This window comes from Bacillus sp. AFS029533, from assembly GCF_002585125.1.
GTDB lineage: Bacteria > Bacillota > Bacilli > Bacillales > Bacillaceae_G > Gottfriedia > Gottfriedia luciferensis_B.
Genome location: NZ_NUQC01000026.1, coordinates 89599 through 111919, shown reverse-complemented (window position 1 = coordinate 111919; position 22321 = coordinate 89599). Strand labels below are relative to the sequence as shown.

Genomic DNA, 22321 nt, shown 5'->3' with positions numbered 1-22321 from the left:
GTGTCTACTATAAGGGGATCATATCAGAAAATAGGCTTTTTTAGTACGCAAAAATCAACATTATAGTTTAACAGAGCCTAAAATTAAAAAAAGTGGCAAGGCCACTTTTAAAGTAATGTATTCACTTGATTGAGTTTATCTAATTTTAGAGTGTACAAATAGACTGGTCTTCCAATTCCATATGTTAATGACTCTTCAAGAGCACCAAGACTGGTTAGAAACTTCAAATATTTTCGTATCGACACTCGTGATATAAGGGTAGTCTCAGAGATATCATCAGTTGTAAACTGATTGTTTCCTTTTGACTTGATCACATTTAGGACTACCTGTAAAGTACTGCTAGTTAAGCCTTTAGGCAAATTACTCATTGCGTCTCCAATAGGTTTTTGATCGATACTAAAGAACTGTTCATCTAAATCTTCCTGACTAAACAAATTTTTAGTTGCAAAAAAATTATATTTATCTTTATATCTCATCAAGGCCTGATTAAATCTTTCAAACTCAAACGGTTTAATTAGATAATCTATTGCACCATATCTTATAGCTGTATGGATTTTTTCTTTGTCTGCAGCTGCAGTTATTAGAATGACATCTACTGCCATATTTTGTTCTCTAATAAAGCTAAGTAATTCAAGTCCAGTCGAACCAGGCATGTAAACATCTAGTAAAATAAGGTCTACCTGTTCATTTTTAAGGAATTTAATGGCATCTTTCACGGAATGAGTAATTCCTAATAAACTGAAACCTTTAATCTCTTTAAGATAACGTTTGTTGAATTCAGCAACCATCGGATCATCTTCTACAATTAAGACCTTAATCATGATCATACCTCTTTTCTTCATATGGAATTTGTATATGGAATTCAGTCCCTAACTGTAATTTTGAGTCGATAATTAATCCCCCATTTAGGTTTTGAATGCTATTTGCAACCAAATAAAGGCCATAGCCACGATTTTCTCCTTTTGTGGAAAAACCTTTTTCAAATACTTTCTTTTGTAGTTCATCAGACATTCCAGGTCCTGAATCTAAAACTTCGATTGTTAAAAATTTCTCAGTGTAATTAAAATTTACTTCCAATGTTTTTTCATCAGTATCAGACATTGCTTCTATCGAATTATCAATCAAATTCCCAAGAATGGTTATTAATTCTTGAGTGAACTGAGGGTCTTTTGGCTCTGGTATGACATTATTACATTCAAAAGATAGCTCTACATTTTCTTCCCTGGCATAACTTAATTTTCCCATAATAAATCCGGCCAGAGCAGGGTCTTTAATATGTTGAGTAATATTTCCAAATTCTTGATTTTGATAGTTTACTAAAGTCCGGATAAAATCTGATAATTCATCATAGGATTTCATTTGGACCATCCCAAGAATGACGTGAAGTCGGTTCATAAATTCATGGGACTGGGCGCGAAGGGATTCCGCATACATTTTTACCCCAGTTAATTGTTCGGCTAACTGATTTACTTCGGTCTTATCTCGGAAAGTGGAAATCGCCCCTACGACTTCACCATTTACTAGAAGAGGAACTCGGTTAACGAGGATGGAGATACCGTTTATGTTTTGTTCTTCATCTAATTCAGGTTTACCTGTTTCCAAAACATAATCCAATCTTGTTGATGGCATATATTCATCTATTTTCATGCCAACAGGTTTTTGAGAAAGCCCAGCCTTTTGAAAGATTTGTAATGCTGATTTATTTACCAAGGTAATGATTGATTGATTATCGACTGCGATAATTCCCTCATGAACGGATTGGAGCATTGTACTCCTCTCCTCAAGAATCCTTGCAATGGCAAAGGGTTCGAGTCCCAGCAATATCCTTTTAATATACCTTGCAAGTAAAATGGCACCAATAATGCCTATTATTAAACCAAGAACAGTAACGATCAGAATGTTCCAATGACTTTTGCCAAGTACGGACTCTACACTCTTAAGTGATATTCCGACTGCTACTACGCCGATTTGTTCATTTCTTCCATTGTATATAGGGGTAAAAGCACGAACTGATTCACCTAATGTACCATGTGAAATCGATATATATTCTTTACCCTTTAGTGCTGCTTTTTCATCACCACCAACAAAATGTTTGCCAATTTTTTCTGGGTTTGGATGGGATTTACGGATTCCGTTCATATCCATTACAACAATAAATAATACATTTGTGGCGGTTTGAATGTCCTTTGTATAATCTTGAATTGCAGTAGTGGGCTGTTTGTCACTTATTTCATCAATTACAAGTTGTGATTTAGCAACAGTTCTGGCTACAATTATGGCCTTTTCTTCTTGATTTTTTATAAGTTTATTACTGACATTGTTACTTATTAATAAATCAGTAATCATTAAAGAGAGTAGAACAACTAAACAAACAAAAAAAATGATAATTGTACTTAATTTAAATCTAAATCGCTGATCGCGCACATTTACCTCCGTAAAATTACTAGTAATTATTAAAAGTTAGCATGATTTTATTCATACTTTTCCAATTTACTATAAAATATAGCCCAATTGAACGAAACATCGTGATTTTGTTACTTACTTTAATTACAAAACAATTTAAAAAGTTAATTTAACTATTTATAATGTTCACAAAATTGTAACATGTAAATAATTCGAAAAAATGTAATCGTTTTCAAAAAAGTGATTGGAGGATAAGGGCATTGAGGATTAATTTTAAAAGTCTTACAACTCAAGTTATTCTTGGTATTTTTCTAGGTGTTTTGGTAGGGTTCGCATTTCCAGATTTCGGTTCACAGTTAAAGGTTATTGCTGATATTTTTATAAAACTAGTAAAAGTTGTAATTGCACCGATTATTTTCTTAACCATTGTGATTGGAATTGCGGGTATGGGGGATATAAAGAAAGTTGGCAAAATTGGTGGAAAGGCCTTACTTTATTTTGAAATCGTTTCGACAATCTCTTTAGTGATTGGTATCATTGTTGCAAATATATTAAAGCCGGGTAAAGGGATTGATGCAACTTCAGGAAAAGGAGATATTACGCAATTTACTAAGGCAGCTGCGGAAACAAGCCATGGTTTTATGGACTTTATCGCCTCAATTATACCTGATAGCTTTATTGGAGCATTTGCAAATGGTCAGCTTCTACCAGTGCTTCTACTAGCCATAATGTTTGGCATTTCTCTTGCCCATTTAGGCAATAAAGGCAAACCGGTTATAGAGCTTTTTGAAAAATTGACTGAAGTGTTCTTCGGAATTGTAAATATTATCATGAAAGTCTCTCCATTAGCCGCATTCGGTGCGATGGCATATACAATTGGAGAATTCGGTATCGGCTCTCTGTTATATCTTGGAAAACTAATGGGTTCTGTTTACTTAACAATGGCTTTATTCATTGTTCTAGTTCTTGGCGGAATTGCTAAAATGTTCGGTTTTAATATCTTTAAATTTATTGCTTATATAAAAGAAGAAATCCTCCTTGTTGTTGGAACTTCATCATCTGAGGCAGCGTTGCCGAAAATGATGGAAAAGCTTGAGAAATATGGATGTTCAAAATCAGTAGTAGGGCTAGTTATTCCAACAGGTTATTCTTTTAATCTTGATGGAACATCTATCTATCTCTCAATGGCAGCATTGTTTATAGCACAAGCTTATGGAGCTGATTTAAGCATTTTGCAGCAGATTACGTTACTAGGAGTATTAATGCTGACTTCTAAAGGCGCTGCGGGAGTTACTGGTTCCGGATTTGTGACATTAGCCGCAACATTAGCGGTATTTCCATCCATCCCAGTAGAGGGAATGGCACTCATTCTTGGTGTTGACCGTTTCATGTCGGAAGCACGCGCAGTTACTAATCTTATTGGAAACGGTGTTGCTACTGTTGTAGTATCAAAGTCTGAAGGGGAATATCATCCGATCTACGAGTTTGAGGAAACAAAAATGACAGTTTAAGTTAGAAAATGTGATCCAACATTTTTAATTCTGGACAAATTAAGTGAAAGAAAAAAATTATAGAAACCATATTGTAAAAGTGCACAGATATTTTGTGCACTTTTTTGAGTCAACCAATGGTTATTGAGATTGGTTAAAATTCTTGGGTTTGTAAGAGGAATAAAATACATAGATACAATAAAATTTATGAAAATGATCTCCTATTTATAGAAAGGAGATCATTTTTTTTTGAAAAAATTTCAATATATCGATTTAAAATTTTATGAGAGATGTTTGACTAACAAATAAAGTGTAGTAAAACGTCAAACTTATTTATAAAACAATTGGGAAAATTAGTAATTAACATAAAAGGGAAAAAATTGTAAAGTCTAATAGTCTTGTAAACTGTATAATCAAAATGTACTATTTTAATATAGGACTGGAGGGCGTTATGGAAGAGAAAAAATGGTCGATTATTTTAAGCGTGCTTTTTTTATTGTTTGTTTATGTACTTATTCATTTTGAAATAAATGCTAGAAATATTGAAAATTCAGTTCAAAAATTACAGGATCGGGAAGTAGAACCGAAGAAAAAACTCCATTTTGTCCTTATTTCGCAGGAGTTTGATAATCCTTATTGGAGGAAAGTACAAGAAGGGGCAGATGTTGCTGCAGAAAAATATGGAGTAAATGTTGAATATATTGGTCCTTTACGTACAAGTCCGGAAGAACAAATTAAGTTATTAGAAAAGGCAATTGCTTCTCAGGTGGATGGTATTATCGTACAAAGTCTTGATGAGAATACTTTTTCGCCCGTAATTAATAAAGCGGTTACACAACATATTCCTGTTATCACAATTGATACAGATGCGCCAAAAAGTAAGCGTATAGCTTATGTAGGTACAAATAATTTTAGCGCGGGAGAGCAGTTAGGTAGAGTTGTTGTAGAGGAAACGAATGGTGTTGGAAAAATTGGCGTTATTATAGGGAGTGAAAAATCAGAAAGTCAGCAGGCGAGATTAAATGGCTTTTTAAGTATTGTTAAAAAGCATCCGAAACTAGTAGTAAAGGATATCGAGTCCTCTAATATATCGATTATTCAAGCAAAACTTCAAACTGAAAGTATGCTACGTAATAATAAAGACATTTCAGTTATGGTTGGTACGAGTGCATTAGATGCAATTGGTATTTTGAATGCATCAAAAAATTTAAAGTTAAATCAAGTTGAGATATTTGGATTTGATAACATTGAAGGCACACTCCAAGCAGTTCAAGATGATTCCATCAAAGCAACTGTGATTCAAAAGCCATATGAAATGGGCTTTCAATCTGTAGGATTATTAATCGACTGGTTACATGGAAAAGTAATTAATAAAGAAAATTTTACACCAACCGAGGTGGTGACGAAAGAAACGTTGATCAGGAGGAGAAACGTTGAAAATTAGGACAAAGTTGTTTATTTTTATTCCTATTCTAGTTATTTTATTAAATCTAGTTTCATTTTTTATTTTTGAAAATGGTAAGAAAGTTCAAGAGAGTTATAATTTAATGATTAATAAAATATTTTTATATAAACAAATCTCTTCTGAAACTCAGGAGAATTTAAGCTTGGTGAGTAGTTATATTATTAATCCACAGCCAAAAAACTATCGGTCGATTTTGCAGCATAAAAGCAATTTACAAAAATTAAAAAAGGAATTGTTAACACATAATGCTACTAAAAATAATCAGCTTGTGTTAGAAAACTTTACCCATATGATTGATTCTTTTCTAGAGTTAGAAACATCGATTACAGATAATTTAGTCTCTCAAAATTTTTCAAGCTATACAGATCAATACCGAGATATAGAGAAAATCTCAGGGTTTATTAGAGAAGATAGTCAAAACTTAGTTGATTTAGAGCTTAGTAATTATCAGCCTATTTTTCGAAAGATTATTGCAAATACTCAGTCAATGAATCAATTAGGTGTCCAGTTGTTCGTTATAACGACTATCATTAGTATTGTTTTTGCAATATGGTTGTCTAGAAGTATTGTCATTCCAATCAATCGATTAGTTTATATGGCTAAACAAATTGGTAAAGGTAATTTTAATGTGGATCCTCCTACACTGTATCGAAATAATGAAATCGGTATTCTTGGTAAAATCCTCAATGAAATGTCCAAAAATTTAAGTAATTTAATGATGAAAAATATTGAAATAGTAGAGAAGGATCGCCTTGTTAAGGAACTTGAGTTAAAAGCTTTACAAAGTCAGATAAACCCGCATTTTCTGTTCAATACGTTAAACGTTATATCTAAGTTAGCTTATATTGAAGGGGCTGAGCAGACGAGTGATCTAACTGTATCGACCTCGAATTTGCTACGTTATAATTTACGAAAATTAGACGAGCCTGTAACGCTTTTGGAAGAAGTTAGAAATGCTGAGGAATATTTTTCGATTCAAAAGGCGAGGTTTAGAGATCGTGTACGCTTCGAATTGAATATAGAGGAGTCTTGTTTAGGAAATAAAGTTCCTTGTTTAACATTGCAACCACTTCTTGAAAACGCATTTATACACGGTATTGAAGGGATGGAACAAGGAGCTGTAATTGGGATTACGATAAAGAATCATGATAACTATATTTACATTGAAATTTATGATAATGGTGCTGGTATGAAAGAGGAGACTAGAGAGGCTCTTTTAACATCGTCTATGCCGATCATCTCTCAAAAAAGCTCAACTGGATTAGGTACAACAAATGTGTTTAAACGCTGGCGCCTCTTTTATGGAGAAGAAGATATTGTTGATATCAAAAGTGAAAGAAATAAAGGGACAACCATTATTTTAAAGCTTCCTGTCTCATCAAAATTTTAAAATTGAAGGAGGAAACCTATGTATCGTTTATTAATTGTTGATGATGAACCATTAGAGCGTGAGGGACTGGAATTGATGATTAACCGTTCAATGCCTAATCAATTTCAATTTGAACAAGCTGAAAATGGACGAGTTGCGATTGAAAAATCAATAGAATACCAGCCTCATATTATCTTTATGGATATAAAAATGCCTGGTATTCAAGGACTTGAAGCTGTTTCAGTTATAAAACAAAAACTACCTGATACGAAAATATTTATTGTCACGGCATATGACTATTTTACGTATGCACAAGAGGCTATTTCATTAGGTGTTAAAGATTATATATTAAAGCCAGCTAAAAAGGATCATATTATCTCTTTGCTTCAAAAAATGATCGATGAAATAGAAGAAGATCATAAGAAAAGATTACAAGAATTAGAGGCTATTGAAAATTTATCGATTATACGTCCTCTCACTGAAAATGAATATACGTTAATGTTAATGTTTAATACTGTTCAGGAACTAAATGTGTCTCAACTATCTAGTATTCTCGGTTTTGAAATCGAATTAGGTTATGCGAACGTCATTAAATTGCCAAAAGAAATTAGTCAAAATGACAAGGAGCAGAGGAGAATTTATGAATGCGTAAGGCATTTTATGAAATCTTGGAGGAATTGTTTAATCAGTCCTGTTGTAGATGGCCAATTAGCCATATTTATTCCAGTACAGCCAAACCGAGAAGCTGATCTACAATCGCTTGTACTCTATCAAGATGCTTTAAAAACCATTGAATATATAGAAAATCAAACTGGTTATCAAACAGTGATTGGTATTGGGTCTTTAAAGCAAGGGATTGAAGGATTACGACAATCTTATAATGAGGCATTTCATGCAAGTTTAGAATGTGATGAGTTAACACGTGTTAATCTGCATTCAGTAAATCTTTCTTTAAGTATACCGGACGAGGAAAAACAAGTTTTAATTGATACTTTTAGAAAAGCTGATTTAGAAGAGGTTATGAACCAATTTAATTATTTGTATGAAAGATTTGTTAATTATAATGTTAAGCAAGTTAGAAGGGAATTAAATTCATTATTTAATCAAGTTTTCCAATCTCTCCGTAGTTCATCGATTGAAGTTGAGAAATTTCATATTCCAGAAATTAACGAAATCAGTGAATTGAAGATGTTTGTGGAGCAACAAATCATTCATTTAATTACTAAGATCGATCGAGAAAAAGAAATCAAAACGAATCATCTCATGATATTGGCTAGGGAATATATCGCTCATCACTTCATAGAGGATCTCTCACTTGAGCAAGTGGCCAACTATTTAAAATTGAATCCGGTCTACTTTAGTAAACTATTTAAAAAACAAACAGGTGAGACTTTCAGTGATTATTTAATGAATTTAAGAATCAATAAAGCAAAACAATTAATGGAAAAAAGAGAATTGAATTTAAAAGAAATTTGTTACCAAGTGGGCTATAATGATCCAAATTACTTTAGTCGAGTATTTAAAAAATGTACGAATGAGTCTCCTAAGGAATATAGGAAGAAAGTTTTAATGAATATTTAAAGAGAATTAGAGGAAAATTTGGAAACTTAAATTTGAACTAATAAATGATTAATTACTTTATTTGAATAATTATTGTTAAAAGAGTCTAACGACGTACTTAATGATCGTATTTACGAATTGTTTTTAAATTTGTACATACTTTTATTGAGTTTCTGTTTGACTCTTTTTTGTATTAAATCGAAATTAACTGCACTAATATGTCTCAAAGTTAAGATAATGCTAGTTTTAATATTCTGAATGTAAACGTTTTCTGAGGTGGGGTAAATTAGTACAGGTAATAGACAAAAGAGTGAAGGAAATGGGTAAGCGTTTCCAATAAAAATCGTGATAACCTTATTTATGAAAGCGTAACCAGAAAAAAAGGGGGAAACACTTTGAAAAAGTTATCAAAGATTTTTGCAATAATTTCAGTATTTTTAGTAATGACTCTTGTCGCAGCTGGATGTGGATCATCAGCAACATCAAGTGATAGCACTTCTGCTGGTAAGAAAAGTAAGGATGGTAAAGTTGATATTGGTATCGTTTTACCTACGAAAGATGAGCCACGTTGGACTCAAGATGAAACTCGCTTTAAAAATGCTTTAAAAGATACAGATTATTCAGTTGAAATTTTATTCTCACAAGGTGACTCTGCTAAAGAAAAAGCAAACGTTGATTCTTTAATTGCAAAAGGCATTAAAGTTTTAATTATTTGTCCTCAAGACGGTGCTGCTGCTGCTGCTTCAGCTGAAGCTGCAAAAGCTGCTGGTGTTAAAGTAATTTCTTACGACCGTTTAATTACAGGTACTGACGCAGTTGATTACTATGTATCATTTGATAGCGTTGCTGTAGGTGCTGCACAAGCACAATATCTTGTAGACCATGCTTCAGGTAAAACAGGCCAACCTTTATACCTATACGCAGGTGCTGCATCTGATAACAATGCATTCTTATTCTTCCAAGGTGCTTGGAAAGTTCTTCAACCAAAAATTGCTGATGGAACATTCAAAGTTGAGAATTCAGCAGCTGCAAATAGCTTAAAAGCTAAAGCTGATTTAACTCGTGATGAGCAAGCAAAAATTATTGGTCAAGTTACAACTAACTGGGATTTCAATGTAGCTAAAAACTTAACTTCATCTAACTTAACAAAGGCTACTAAAGCTGACAAAGGTGATGTATTAGTTCTTGCTCCAAATGATGGAACAGCTCGTTCAATCGCTGATACATTTAAATCAGATAAAGACGTAACTTCATATGTAATTTCTGGTCAAGATGCTGAAAAAGCTTCTGTACAATACATTATCGATGGCAAACAATCTATGACTGTTTTCAAAGATGTTCGTACTTTAGTTAAAGATGCAATCGCTACTGCAACTTCAATCTTAAAAAATGAAACTCCTGATGCTTCAGGCGTTACAAACAACGGTAAAGCTGATATCAAAACAAAACAAACAGATATTATTGTTGTTGATCAAAGCACAGTGAAGAAAGACTTAGTTGATTCTGGATACTATAGTGCTTCAGACTTCACTGGATTGAAGTAATTAATAGAAGAAAAAACTTGCAAAATAGTGATGGTCTAACCGTCACTATTTTGTTAATTATTCAATTTTAATGACTCAAGTAGATGGCAAATTCGGGAGACGGATCATATGAGTGAATTTATTTTAGAAATGAGAAATATCACAAAAGAGTTTCCAGGGGTGAAAGCATTAAGCGATGTTAACTTCAAGGTTAGAAAAGGTGAAATTCATTGCTTAGTTGGTGAAAACGGTGCTGGAAAATCGACCTTAATGAAAGTATTAAGTGGTATTTATCCATTTGGAACTTATACAGGTGATATTGTTTTTGGAGATGAGGTTCAAAAGTTTTCAAAAATTAGTGATAGTGAAAAAAAGGGTATTGGAATTATCTATCAGGAATTATCACTTTTTCCTGAACTGTCCGTATATGAAAATATTTTTATCGGGCATGAAATTAAAAAGGGAATGACGGTTGATTTCAATGAAACGATTGTAAAAGCGATCGAAATGTTAAAAAAGGTAAAGTTGGATGTAAATCCGGACGTGCAAATTAAGGAATTAGGTGTTGGGAAACAGCAGCTTGTTGAAATTGCTAAAGCACTTAGTAAAGATGTTAAATTGCTTATTCTTGATGAGCCTACAGCTGCTTTAAATGAAGATGATAGTGAAAATCTACTATTCTTAATGGAAGAATTAAAGAACCAAGGCATTTCTTGTATTATGATTTCGCACAAACTTAAAGAAGTAATTGCTGTTGCAGATACGGTTACTGTACTTCGTGACGGGAAAACAATTTGCTCTTTAAATAAAGAAGAAATCACCGAAAACACAATTATCAAACATATGGTTGGGCGTGAAATTGATGATATTTATCCGAAGCGTCCAAATCAAAAGTTTGGTGAAGTTTCATTAGAATTAAAAGACTGGGATGTATACGATCCAAAATTAGGTCGAAAAATTCTTCATCATATCAATCTAAATGTTCGAAAAGGCGAAATTATCGGTATTGCTGGATTGATGGGATCGGGTCGAACAGAACTAGCAAAAAGTATTTTTGGTAATCCAACAAATTTTAAACTTGATGGTTCCGTTTTAGTGCATGGTGAACAAAAGCGTTTTAAACATCCAAAAGATGCAATAAAAGCTGGTATAGCCTATGTAACAGAGGATCGTAAAGGCGACGGATTAATCCTTGAACAAGATATTAAAAATAATATTTCGATTACGAACTTATTTGAAATTTCCAAGTCAAGTGTGATTAATCAACATGAAGAAATTGTCGTTGCAAATGATTATTTAAACAAGTTAAACATAAAAGCTCCTTCAATTACTTCAATTGTTGGGAAATTGAGTGGGGGAAATCAGCAAAAAGTATCGTTAAGTAAATGGTTATTTACAAATCCGAATGTACTTATTCTTGATGAACCTACACGTGGAATAGACGTAGGTGCAAAATTTGAAATCTATAGTTTTATGAATCTACTGGTTGAACAAGGCATGAGCATTATCATGATTTCCTCTGAACTTCCAGAAGTCCTTGGTATGAGTGACCGAATTTATGTAATGGCAGAAGGTAAAATAACCGGAGAATTATCAAGAGAAGAAGCAACTCAAGAGAGCGTTATGGCTCTAGCTACCGTTTAAGAGAGGTTGAATAAAATGAACTTTTTTCAAGAAGCAGGCATGTTATTAAGGAAAAACATCCGTGAATATGGAATGTATATAGCTCTTGCAGTAATAATGTTAGTATTTACTTTAAATACAGATGGATTATTTATGTCATCTCGTAACTTAAGTGATTTAATCAATATGACAGGTTATGTTGCAGTCCTTGCAGTTGGGATGACATTAGTAATTGTCATTAGACATATTGACCTATCAGTTGGTTTCGTTGCTGGTTTTCTAGGAGCAGTAGTTGCTCTATTTCTAACACACGGTTTGCCAGTCTGGATTTCTATCATTGCAGTTCTAGTATTTGGCGCTATTATTGGTCTAATTAATGGATTCTTTGTTGCTAATTTAGGAATCCCTTCATTCGTAGTTTCATTAGCAGGAATGTTAATATTCAAGGGATTACTACTAATGTCTCTTGTTAAAACTGGTACAATCATCGTTGCTAACGAAAGCTTTAAGGCAATTGGAAATGGCTATATTCCTAGTTTAGGAAATTTAAATGGTTTACACATATCAACACTATTAATCGGTGCGATCTCTATCATTCTTTTTATCTGGAGTGATTTTAAAAAGAGAAGCGTAAACATAAAATACGGTTTTGAAGTACTTTCAATGCCAATGCAAATTATTAAATTATTATTTATTTCTGGTATCATTGGTTACATTTGCTATATTCTAGCGGGCTATCAAGGAATTTCTTGGACTGCTGTGATCATGTTTATTGTAGTAGTAGTCTACCACTTCATTACAACAAGAACTCCTTTAGGGCGTCACATTTATGCAGTTGGTGGAAACCCTGAAGCAGCACAGTTAAGTGGTATTAGCGTAAAGAAAATCACTTACATTGTATTCGGTTCAATGAGTATGCTTGCAGCCCTTTCAGGCGTATTGTTTACAGCTCGACTTGCATCTGCTTCTCCCCAAGCAGGTACAATGTTTGAGTTAGATGCAATTGCTGCAGCTTATGTAGGTGGTGTTTCTGCTGCTGGTGGTGTTGGTAAAGTAACAGGTACAATTATCGGTGCATTCGTAATGGCTTCATTAACAAGTGGGATGAACTTAATGGGTATTGATATTTCATACCAATACATCATTCGAGGAGCAGTACTTGTTCTTGCGGTTGTGTTTGACGTAATGACACGTAATAAAGGGAAATAATATTTAAAAACAGAAACAGTCGATTGTGGTGGCTTGTTTCTGTTTTTTTATTTTTAAAATTTGAATTTGTTAAAGTGGATTGAGGTTATCTTATTCGATTAAATGGCAGGTTAGTTGAAGAACATGTGGTATATTATTTTGTAATAAACATTCAAGGGGGGAACCAATGAACAAAACAGACCGATTGTTAGCCGTTGTGCTGGAGTTGCAACGTAAAGAAGTTGTACGTGCCGAAGATTTGGCAACCCTATTTGAAACTAGCGTGCGAACCATCTACCGCGACATTCAGGCGCTGAGTGAAGCTGGTGTGCCAATCATAGGAGCCCCTGGGACAGGATATTCCTTAATGGAAGGCTATTTCCTTCCCCCTATCAGTTTTACGGTACCAGAAGCCGTGAGCCTACTGATTGGAACAGACTTTATCGAACAACAATTTGATGATGATTATCGTGTCAGGGCTCAAGCGGCTGGTGCCAAAATCGAGGCCATTCTTCCGTCGAGCGTTCGCAATGAAACTTCTCAAGTACTCAAAACTATGCGTTTGCTCATTTCCGATAAACAGGTTACGCCGTCAAAAGAAAAGAAATATCTAGAAAAGATCCGTCGAGCGATATTAGACGAGCGAAAGATAAACTTTCATTATGCAAAAAGACTTGCAGATTCCGAGGGGAAGCACCATAGTGTTCGTACCGTTGCTCCCTATGGATTGGTGCTCATTCAAGGATCGTGGATGCTCGTAGCTCGATGTGATCTGCGCCAAGAGATTCGCCACTTCCGCTTGTCCCGAATGACGGAACTTATCGATCTGGAAGAACGATTCGAACTGGCGTCGCATTTTAACTTAAGGGAGTATACCCCTCCGGATGATAGGAACTTGCGAGTACGCCTTCGATTTAACCATGACATCGTAGATAAAGTGAGGGAGTCGAACCATCAATATATGGAGGATATGGAAGAGCATCGAGATGGATTGCATGTGGTCTTACGCGTTCGTCAACTAGACGAATTGCTACAATGGGTGCTTGGCTGGGGAGCGGGAGTGATTGTATTGGAGCCTGAATCATTCCGAAATCGGATTCGTGAGGAAGTCAAAAAAATGTTAAAACACTACTGACATACTGTTGTCAGTAGTGTTTTTTTATAATGGGAGTAAGCAAACGTAAAGGAGTGGGAGATAAATGCGAAGTATGTCTTGCAAAGGATAATTCATATTACTATGGACCAATTGCACAGTAGGCAGACATGGAAGGATGGGTCCTAAAACCAAAAATGGAATAATTATTGATTAAATCTAGCCTTTACAGTTTTAAACCTGGGTAGAACCAACGAATGTCCGTTAAATCGCAAATTAGGTTACTTAAAATGGAAAAAACAGGACTTCGTAACCTTTTGCAATTTACGATAGCATCGCTGGTTCTGGCCAAAAATGATATGATACGATATTTTATTAGGAAGGGTGTTATCTAGTGAATTTTGCTTCTGTTCGCATTATTACCGACGACTTGGATCGTCTTGTCAAGTTTTATGAAAAAGTCTTGAGTGTTTCAGCGGAACGCCCCGCGCCTGTTTTTGCCGAACTTGTTTTGAAATCGTGCACCCTGGCAATCGGCCACTCGCAGACGGTACCACTGTTTGGCACTGGTTCCGCAATAGCGGCCAGTAATCACACTGTTATCATCGAATTTCAAATCCACAACATCGATGCTGAATACGAACGTTTAAAGCCTTTTATTGACGAGTGGGTGAAGGAACCGACCACGATGCCGTGGGGGAACCGTGCTATGTTGTTCCGTGATCCCGACGGCAACCTTGTAAACCTCTTCGAGCCGGTGACCGAGGAAGCGATCAAACGGTTCAGCGGTAGGGTTGACGGATAGTTGAAGCGAGTGTGGCCACAATTTTGAGAGTGGCCACGATTTGTAAAATATATGACCATTTTGGGCCGAATGTGCCGATATCATTTCTCTGGTGGCTACATCGTCTTCCAGGTTTGAAAATGAACCATTAAGAAAATGGACCTCTATATTCATCGAATAAAACAATTTGATGAAATTGTTGCCAATAAAATAAAAGATAGATTTCTATCGAGCTTTATTAATAAAAAAGAATAATGATTAGATGATGATGAAATCACTACTTTCTGGTTAACATTTGCGTGTATTCAATGGAAATTAGGTAGACTCCAAGACGAAGTAAAAGATATAGCCATTCAAATTATTGATAGTGGTGATGATCTTGAATATTGGGCAGATGACGAACAATTAAAAAAGAAGCGGCAAGCAGTATTACTAAAACTAAAAGAACAAATAAATTCCTAACAACCACAAGCTAAAAAAATACCAAAGAGGTTCATTGCTAATACTGATCTAAAAGATGGTGATGTAATTAGTTATCAATTATTGTCAGGAGACTACATTCTAATTTCCCTCATTTCAATCATGATAAGACTATTAATTATTCCCTATATAAGTAAGGTCAACAAAATAGAGTATTAATCTCTCTTTGATCAACGCTCCCGTTGGGTATAACAATCTATTAACGTGGATATTTTAGCTTTTTATGACTTTACGATTATTTAGAGATTGAACTGGACGATGATCATCGGGGAAAATCTTTCGAAATGCTTCAATTTGTTCTTTTGACATTTCAATCGGCATTTCAAAAATGGTCCATTTTACCTCTTCTGTACAAGGAGGGGTCGTTAATGAACCCTCATAATGAAATGCAGTTTGATCTTCAGGAAGCAAAGCCTTTAAATCAACTGTCTCATTCAAGGGAATATCTTTATCTGTTTCTTCTTTCGGTAGAATATCCCAGACCGCTGCCAGATTTTTATTTTCTTCACCTTCCTGAATCATCACTCCAAGGACAGCAATCTTTCCATTTGAATCTTTATGTACAAGGTGAAGCTCCATTACATAATTTTTGCCGTTGAATTGATGCTCACTTGGGGTATGGAAATGAAATTGTGCAAGCTTGTACTCCTTCCCCTCAATGAGTATGCTGTTACTACCACCCGCAGCATTTGCCTGTACAGTATGACCATTGTTCATGAGTGAAAATAACATCGGTTCATAATTAATTTGAAGGTCTTCTGCATCTTGTTCATTCTCAACTTGCGAAAATTCAATGTTAATTGGCGATTGTTCACTACCATTTACACAGGCTGAGTTAGCAGGATCTAATTCCCCCCAGTGCTCGGGGCTTGTTTCCCCTTTATAGGACCAATGGGAAGTATTTATTTTAGTTACTTCTGTTCCTGCATTCTTTTCAGTTGCCTGTTCTTCTTTTAGTTTGGGAGTTTGTGCATTTTGTGATGTACAAGCTCCTAATACAGAACTTAACATCACAGCTAAAATTGGATAAACGAGTATCTTCTTCATGTCAGTGTCTTTCCCCATTTCCTGTTTTTATATATGACTACTTTCCGTTTTATCATAATTTAAAATTCTCCTTATAAAAAATGATATCCAAATATATCCATTTCTATATAAAGGAAAATTTTTCCTTCTTTTGTAGATTATTTAACTAAATTTCTAATCCTTTCTTATTGCACTAACCTGCCATTTACTTGAATAAGAAAAAAGCTAAAAAAGCAGCTTTAAGGTTGTTGAATTGGGCTAGTTGAGCGTTAGCCATCCGTGAAAATAGTTGACAACAATGAATGAAACCTTCGAGTTCAAAAGATCTATTACTGGCTACAAAATAACGCAAAAGAGAACAGTTTAAAGATAGATCATTAACATGTTTATTTGTTTAGAATAAAATAAAAATTGAAAAAAACATTGACTTTCTCATTTTTATCTATAAAATAATCATTAATAAAATGTTTCAGAGATGTGACAACAAACGACTGTGAAAGGACGAGTAGTAGTAGGACGTAGACAAAGCGAGTCAGGGGTGGTGTGAGCCTGATACGAAGCCTGTTATGAAGAACCTCCTGGAGTCGCTAACCGAAATCCTTTTTTAGGAAAGTAGACTTAGCCGTGAACTTCGCCGTTAAAGAAGAACAGTATCGAGATCTCTCTAATCTCCGTACTGAATAAGTGAGCAACCTCTGTTGCTAATTTGGGTGGTACCGCGGAACCAAAGTCTTTCGTCCCAGTTTTTTGGGAAAGAAGGGCTTTTTTTGTTGGCTTCTTTTACTACATCCAAACATTTTAGGAGGAAATAGGCATGTATCAATCATTAATGACAGTAAGAGAGACACAAATCGCAATTAAGGAAGTTAAAACATTTTTTGAGGAACAATTAGCAAAACGTCTTGAACTGTTCCGCGTATCTGCACCATTATTCGTAACGAAAAAATCGGGTTTAAACGATCACTTAAACGGTGTAGAACGCCCCATTGAATTTGATATGCTACATTCAGGAGAAGAGTTAGAAATTGTTCACTCACTAGCTAAATGGAAACGATTTGCACTGCATGAATATGGTTATGAAGCTGGTGAAGGTTTATATACAAACATGAACGCGATTCGCCGTGATGAGGAACTTGATGCTACTCATTCAATTTATGTTGACCAATGGGATTGGGAAAAAATTATTCAAAATCAATGGCGTACAATAGATTATTTACAAGAAACCGTACAAACAATTTATGGAATCTTCAAAGATTTGGAAAATTATTTATTTGAAAAATATCCGTATCTTGGGAAGTATTTACCAGAAAATATTATATTTATTACAGCCCAAGAATTAGAAGATAAATACCCAGAATTAACACCGAAAGATCGTGAGCATGCAATTGCAAAAGAGCATGGTGCAGTTTTTATTATTGGAATTGGCGATGTACTTCGTTCTGGTGAAAAACATGATGGACGTGCAGCTGACTATGACGATTGGAAATTAAACGGAGACATCTTATTCTGGCATCCAGTATTACAATCCTCATTTGAATTATCATCAATGGGTATCCGTGTTGATCGTAAATCACTTGATGAGCAGTTAACGAAGACAGGTGAAGATTTCAAACGCGATTATGATTTTCATAAAGGTATTTTAGAGGAAGTACTTCCACTAACAATTGGTGGTGGTATTGGGCAATCAAGAATGTGCATGTTCTTCTTACGTAAAGCGCATATTGGTGAAGTTCAATCTTCTGTATGGCCTGATGAAATGCGAGAAGCATGTAAGAAAGAAAACATTCATTTGTTTTAGAAAAGACAGGACCTCTAAATAAGAATGCAATATACAAAACCAAAGGTTAAACAATTAGAATACATTATAAGACTATGAATCATTTTCTTGAAACTTAAGAAAATCGAAAACTAAAATATACCATGCATTAGTGGACAAAAAAATCGAATGTAAATTCGATTTTTTTTGTTGCTCTGAATGGCAGTGACTGTTTAGTCAAAGGTAATTGGAAAATAAAGTAGAGTTAGCTTAGAGTTAATATTGTAAAAATTACAGATAAAACTGAAAGTACGAAAGTGTAATGATTAGCATATGACCTGTGTCAATTAATCTTATGACAATATGTAACTAGAAAATGTGATATGAAATAGCTAACAATTGAATTCAGGCAATTGATTGATCCGTGCAAGTGTATCAATCAATCTTGCTTTTGAATAATTCAATTGAGGTGAGAAAATGAATAAGAAAAAGATGTATTGTGCAATGGTTAGTACAGCTATATTAGTTGCAGGATTTGGTGGAGAAGGAAAAGCTCAAGCGGTAGCAGTCGAAGATTCAGTTCAACCAATCCAACATAATATCGTTAATTCGATAGAATCACAGGCAAAGCGATTAAAAACGATAGAACCATCAAAACCATTTGACGATTTAAAACCACTTAAGAACATGATTGGGAGCGCTCAATATGTAGGATTAGGAGAGAATACTCATGGAAGCTCCGAAATTTTCACCATGAAGTTTCGCCTAGTGAAATACTTAGTTACTGAGATGGGTTTTACGAATTTCGGAATGGAAGAAGATTGGGGGAACGGCTTAAAGCTAAATGACTATATCCAAACAGGAAAAGGGAATCCTAGAGATTTCTTAAAATTGTTATATCCTACTGATGAAATTATAGCCATGATTGAGTGGATGAAAGATTATAATGCTGATCCATCCAATAAAAAGAAAATCCAATTTATCGGACTTGACTTAAAAACAATGGATCAAAGTGTCTTTCATAAAGTAACTGATTATGTAAAGCAGCATCGACCAGATATACGGGCAGAAGTAGAAGAAAACTATAAAGAGCTTTCTTCTTACACTGGAAGTATACAGGAATATATGCAGCTTGCTCCTGAAATGAAAGAAAAATTCAAGGCAAATGCTGAGAAAGTAGTCCAATTGCTAAATAATGAAAATGAACAAGCAAACACAGAGAGAGTTTCATCCGAGTTTATCTGGGTGAAAGAGACGGCGAATGTAATAGAGGAATTTACCACAATGATGCTTCCTAATGATTATCCAAGTATGGTGAAGCTACATGATCAATATTTGGCTGATCATGCAATGTGGGCACAAGAGACATTTGGCGGTAAAACTATGGTATGGGCACACAATATCCACATAGCCAAAGGTATTATCGATGAGAAATTATACCCTAATGTTGCGGGACAGTTTTTGAAAGAACGTTTAGACAATAATTATGTTTCAATTGGCAGTACAACTACCGAGGGAAAATTCACCTTATACAGCGAATATAATCCTACCACTGGAGGTAAGATTGCAACTGATACGATTCCACAAGATGTGAATAGTTTCAATTATATCCTTGGAAAAGTCCCATATAATATGTTTTTGTTAGATAATCGTCACCTTAATGGTCAAGCAAAGAAATGGGTTAGAGAAAAGAGGCCATTACTGAGTATAGGGGGACAGATCCTCCCAAACGGTTCATTATATAATGATACTTCATTGCTTGAGCAGTTCGATATAATTTTTCATATCCGAAAAACAAGTCCATCTCATATTAATTAAGAGTACAAAACAATCCCTTCTTGCAGAGCCAAGAACGGGATTGTTTTATGATGGAAATCATCTTTTTTTAAACAGGAGTAGGCTAATTCGCCCTTTTTAGCATTATGTAAAAATGTCATATGACATTTTTACACTAGTGAGTTTGACAAAGAAAGCAGTATGATGCTGGTATTAAATAGAGAGGAGTGATGAACCTTATGAAACTAAGATTCATCCAGAATGGTTATTTTTTATTGCTAACTTTTGTTACAGGACTGTTTTATTTTTGTTTTTACCTGGTTGCTCTGCTATTGAGTTTCACCCTTTCATTTACTGTAGTCGGGATTCCACTAGTTATACGCGTACTTCAGACGACCACATCCTTTATCCAATTCGAACGTATACAAACGAAAATTTACACTGATATTTCGACAGACTCTTATAATAGTAGTGTAACAACGGATACATCGGACTGGGCACAAGTGAAATTAGGGCTTACGAATCGTCGCACCTGGTCTGCAGTCTTTTGGTTAATGCAGAAATTTGTGATTGGAATTTTCAGTCTCATAAGTGCAGTCGTTTTATATGTAATGCCACTTATGTTTCTATTGGCACCAATACTGTATCGATACATCGACATGAATATTTTTTTCATGCAGATTGATACTTTTGTCAAGGCACTCATTGTAATGTCTATGGGTATAGTGATTACCGCTATAAGTATTAGATTAGTAGATGGTTTGGCAAAAAAAATTGGAGGTTATACACGCAATATGATTCGGCAGCTAAATCGATAGAAGTTTGCAGTCTAAACTTAAAAGTATAAAAATGCGATAAAGATTATTCTATAATATAGGTAATAAGAAGGAAGGCTACTTAGGGGGTAAATGACTTGTTGAATATGGTTAAGTATTGGTTTTGGTATGATTGGATTATGTTAGGAATCCGTCTACTTGTTAGTGTCTCGATCATCCTAACTACATTAAATTTTCAGGATGGTTTAACACTATCACTTTGGGTTATTATTCCTTGGGAGATTGTTGCCTTCTCTATTCCATGGGTAGCCTTACTGTTCAATTACAAATATTACTTGTTCACAGAAATATTGCTATATGGCGGACTATGTATCTATTTAACTTCTTTATTTCCAGAAGCTTACAGCACATTTCTTATATCGGTGTTTCTTATCGCAGCAAATAGTAAGTATTTGTCCTATTATTGGACAGCTCCAACAACAATTTTTATTATAACTGGAATTTTCGATGCGGTTGCGCCAAGTAATAGCTATTGGATTATGGTCACATACTACGGATTCGCTTATGTAATGGGGTTCGCTTTTCATTTATTAATCGTCAATCATAAGCAAAATGAAGCGATTTGTAAACAAAACGCGGTACTTGAGCAATATATGTCTCAGATCGAACGCATTACACTTGCAGAGGAACGAAGCAGGCTGTCTAGTGAGCTTCATGATACAGTTGGCCACACTTATACATCCATTATTTTGGGGATGGAAACGTTACGTACCGAGCTTGTTACCGAAAAGGGTATTCAGAGGTTAGATTCTCTGCTTGAAATGGGGCGTAGAAGCATTGAGGACGTGAGAGGTTACCTACATCAAATGGATTCACCGTGTCAATCGCTTTCCTTAACTCAATCTCTACAAAATCTTGGAGCCGAATTTCAAGAGTACGCTCGGGTGAATGTAAGCTTTCGAGCATTCGGAGAGGAATACGAACTGTCTCGGCAGGCGAGAATGGCATTCATCCGTTGCTTACAAGAGTCCCTTACAAATGCAGTACGTCATGGTCAGGGGAATGAAATTATAGTTTCATTGCAGTTTGAACAACAATTTACTAGGTTAGAAGTGCAAGATAATGGTAAGGGAAATGTAGAATGGCAGGAAGGCTTTGGTATTAGAGCGATGAAAGAGCGGGCAATGAATTTGCAAGGTCAATTGTCTGTATATACAAAACCAGATGAAGGAATGCTTGTTACTTGTACTATACCGCGACAAACTGAAATAAAAGATGGACTTATTCGATTGTTAATTGTCGACGATCAACCGTTTGTTCGGGAAAGTTTGAGGACACTACTCGAAAGATATGAAGATTTAAATGTAGTCGGTTTGGCTGAAGATGGCAATCAAGCCATCGAGATGTGCGGGAGCCTTCAACCCGATATTGTACTAATGGATTTAGATATGCGCCACATGGATGGAGTCGAAGCAACCAAAAGGATTAAACAACAATGGCCACATATCCGCGTATTGATTTTTACAACGTTTCAGGATACAGAACAGGCGCTGGACTCCCTTCGTTGCGGTGCGGATGGTTTTTTACTTAAATCTATTGAAACGTTGGAGCTAGCTAATGCAATCCGACTTATACACAGAGGTGGGACCCTGATAGATCAGGAAATGTCTCACAAAATATTTGAGAAGTTTGATGCGCAAAATGAGACACCACAATCTAAAGCAACTGCTTATGAGCTAACAGCTAGAGAGATAGAAATATTGCAGCTAGTAGCAAAGGGACTACGATACAACACGATAGCTTCAAGGTTATATTTGTCAAATGGTACGGTCAGAAACTATGCTTCCACGGCTTACACAAAGTTAGGCGTGCGTAACAAGGAAGAAGCGGTTCAGATGGCTCAAGAAATAGGAATAATTGAATGAGAAAAATGTTTATTTTTTCTTTAGAGCTAAGCGGAAGACGACTTTAGACAAAATTAAGAGGATTGAGTCCTGTACAATACAGGA

16 protein-coding genes and 1 other annotated feature are annotated in these 22321 nt (G+C 35.1%); of the genes, 13 read left to right on the top strand and 3 right to left on the bottom strand.

The features are described 5' to 3' along the window. Positions 1-107: 107 nt before the first annotated feature. Entirely contained in the window at positions 108-821 is a 714-nt protein-coding gene (locus COE53_RS15380; protein WP_091023076.1) for a response regulator, read from the bottom strand. Beyond that, positions 814-2424: a DcuS/MalK family sensor histidine kinase gene (gene dcuS, locus COE53_RS15375; protein ID WP_069035355.1), complete on the bottom strand. Its 1611-nt coding sequence runs from the start codon at positions 2422-2424 to the stop codon at positions 814-816. Before dcuS ends, COE53_RS15380 begins: the two co-directional genes overlap by 8 nt. Before the next feature lie 239 nt (positions 2425-2663). Between dcuS and COE53_RS15370 the strand changes: the two genes are divergently transcribed. The 9 genes from COE53_RS15370 (at position 2664) to COE53_RS15330 (ending at position 14519) form a co-directional block, all read left to right on the top strand. Next, positions 2664-3914, top strand: a complete 1251-nt coding sequence (locus tag COE53_RS15370; RefSeq protein ID WP_069035354.1) for a dicarboxylate/amino acid:cation symporter — start codon at positions 2664-2666, stop codon at positions 3912-3914. A gap of 430 nt (positions 3915-4344) precedes the next feature. Beyond that, positions 4345-5337, top strand: a complete 993-nt coding sequence (locus COE53_RS15365) for a sugar-binding protein (RefSeq protein ID WP_069035353.1) — start codon at positions 4345-4347, stop codon at positions 5335-5337. After that, complete coding sequence (locus COE53_RS15360; RefSeq protein ID WP_069035352.1) at positions 5327-6748, top strand: sensor histidine kinase; 1422 nt, start codon at positions 5327-5329, stop codon at positions 6746-6748. Before COE53_RS15365 ends, COE53_RS15360 begins: the two co-directional genes overlap by 11 nt. An 18-nt stretch (positions 6749-6766) precedes the next feature. After that, on the top strand, positions 6767-8308 hold the full coding sequence (locus tag COE53_RS15355) for a response regulator (protein ID WP_069035351.1): 1542 nt from the start codon (positions 6767-6769) through the stop codon (positions 8306-8308). Between the two features lie 374 nt (positions 8309-8682). Continuing rightward, on the top strand, positions 8683-9831 hold the full coding sequence (locus tag COE53_RS15350) for a sugar ABC transporter substrate-binding protein (protein WP_254664640.1): 1149 nt from the start codon (positions 8683-8685) through the stop codon (positions 9829-9831). A 108-nt stretch (positions 9832-9939) separates the two neighbouring features. Next, a complete protein-coding gene (locus tag COE53_RS15345; RefSeq protein ID WP_098948368.1) occupies positions 9940-11454 on the top strand; it encodes a sugar ABC transporter ATP-binding protein in 1515 nt (504 codons plus the stop codon). A 15-nt stretch (positions 11455-11469) separates the two neighbouring features. Further along, a complete protein-coding gene (locus COE53_RS15340; RefSeq protein WP_091023082.1) occupies positions 11470-12642 on the top strand; it encodes a sugar ABC transporter permease in 1173 nt (390 codons plus the stop codon). 166 nt (positions 12643-12808) lie between these two features. Then, the gene (locus tag COE53_RS15335) at positions 12809-13756 is read left to right on the top strand and encodes a helix-turn-helix transcriptional regulator (protein ID WP_091023084.1); all 948 of its coding nucleotides are present in this window, start codon (positions 12809-12811) and stop codon (positions 13754-13756) included. A 352-nt stretch (positions 13757-14108) separates the two neighbouring features. Continuing rightward, positions 14109-14519: a VOC family protein gene (locus COE53_RS15330; protein ID WP_069035347.1), complete on the top strand. Its 411-nt coding sequence runs from the start codon at positions 14109-14111 to the stop codon at positions 14517-14519. Between the two features lie 672 nt (positions 14520-15191). Here the strand turns inward: COE53_RS15330 and COE53_RS15325 are convergent. After that, positions 15192-16025, bottom strand: a complete 834-nt coding sequence (locus COE53_RS15325; protein WP_091023087.1) for a carbonic anhydrase — start codon at positions 16023-16025, stop codon at positions 15192-15194. Positions 16026-16488: 463 nt separating this feature from the next. Beyond that, positions 16489-16749: a binding site (T-box leader), on the top strand. Between the two features lie 69 nt (positions 16750-16818). Here COE53_RS15325 and asnA point away from each other — a divergent pair. From asnA to COE53_RS15300, 4 genes are all read left to right on the top strand, one after another. Beyond that, positions 16819-17802: an aspartate--ammonia ligase gene (asnA, locus tag COE53_RS15315; RefSeq protein WP_091023089.1), complete on the top strand. Its 984-nt coding sequence runs from the start codon at positions 16819-16821 to the stop codon at positions 17800-17802. Between the two features lie 435 nt (positions 17803-18237). Then, on the top strand, positions 18238-19578 hold the full coding sequence (locus COE53_RS15310; protein WP_069035344.1) for an erythromycin esterase family protein: 1341 nt from the start codon (positions 18238-18240) through the stop codon (positions 19576-19578). A 197-nt stretch (positions 19579-19775) separates the two neighbouring features. After that, a complete protein-coding gene (locus COE53_RS15305; RefSeq protein WP_069035343.1) occupies positions 19776-20354 on the top strand; it encodes a sensor domain-containing protein in 579 nt (192 codons plus the stop codon). Between the two features lie 95 nt (positions 20355-20449). Beyond that, positions 20450-22237, top strand: a complete 1788-nt coding sequence (locus COE53_RS15300; protein ID WP_069035342.1) for a helix-turn-helix transcriptional regulator — start codon at positions 20450-20452, stop codon at positions 22235-22237. Positions 22238-22321: the final 84 nt, after the last annotated feature.

Bases quoted from the DNA above. Each gene is read 5' to 3' on its own strand.
- COE53_RS15380 (WP_091023076.1), bottom strand. From the start codon at position 821: ATGATTAAGGTCTTAATTGTAGAAGATGATCCGATGGTTGCTGAATTC.
- COE53_RS15365 (WP_069035353.1), top strand. From the start codon at position 4,345: ATGGAAGAGAAAAAATGGTCGATTATTTTAAGCGTGCTTTTTTTATTG.
- COE53_RS15355 (WP_069035351.1), top strand. From the start codon at position 6,767: ATGTATCGTTTATTAATTGTTGATGATGAACCATTAGAGCGTGAGGGA.
- COE53_RS15345 (WP_098948368.1), top strand. From the start codon at position 9,940: ATGAGTGAATTTATTTTAGAAATGAGAAATATCACAAAAGAGTTTCCA.
- COE53_RS15340 (WP_091023082.1), top strand. From the start codon at position 11,470: ATGAACTTTTTTCAAGAAGCAGGCATGTTATTAAGGAAAAACATCCGT.
- COE53_RS15335 (WP_091023084.1), top strand. From the start codon at position 12,809: ATGAACAAAACAGACCGATTGTTAGCCGTTGTGCTGGAGTTGCAACGT.
- COE53_RS15325 (WP_091023087.1), bottom strand. From the start codon at position 16,025: ATGAAGAAGATACTCGTTTATCCAATTTTAGCTGTGATGTTAAGTTCT.
- asnA (WP_091023089.1), top strand. From the start codon at position 16,819: ATGTATCAATCATTAATGACAGTAAGAGAGACACAAATCGCAATTAAG.
- COE53_RS15310 (WP_069035344.1), top strand. From the start codon at position 18,238: ATGAATAAGAAAAAGATGTATTGTGCAATGGTTAGTACAGCTATATTA.
- COE53_RS15305 (WP_069035343.1), top strand. From the start codon at position 19,776: ATGAAACTAAGATTCATCCAGAATGGTTATTTTTTATTGCTAACTTTT.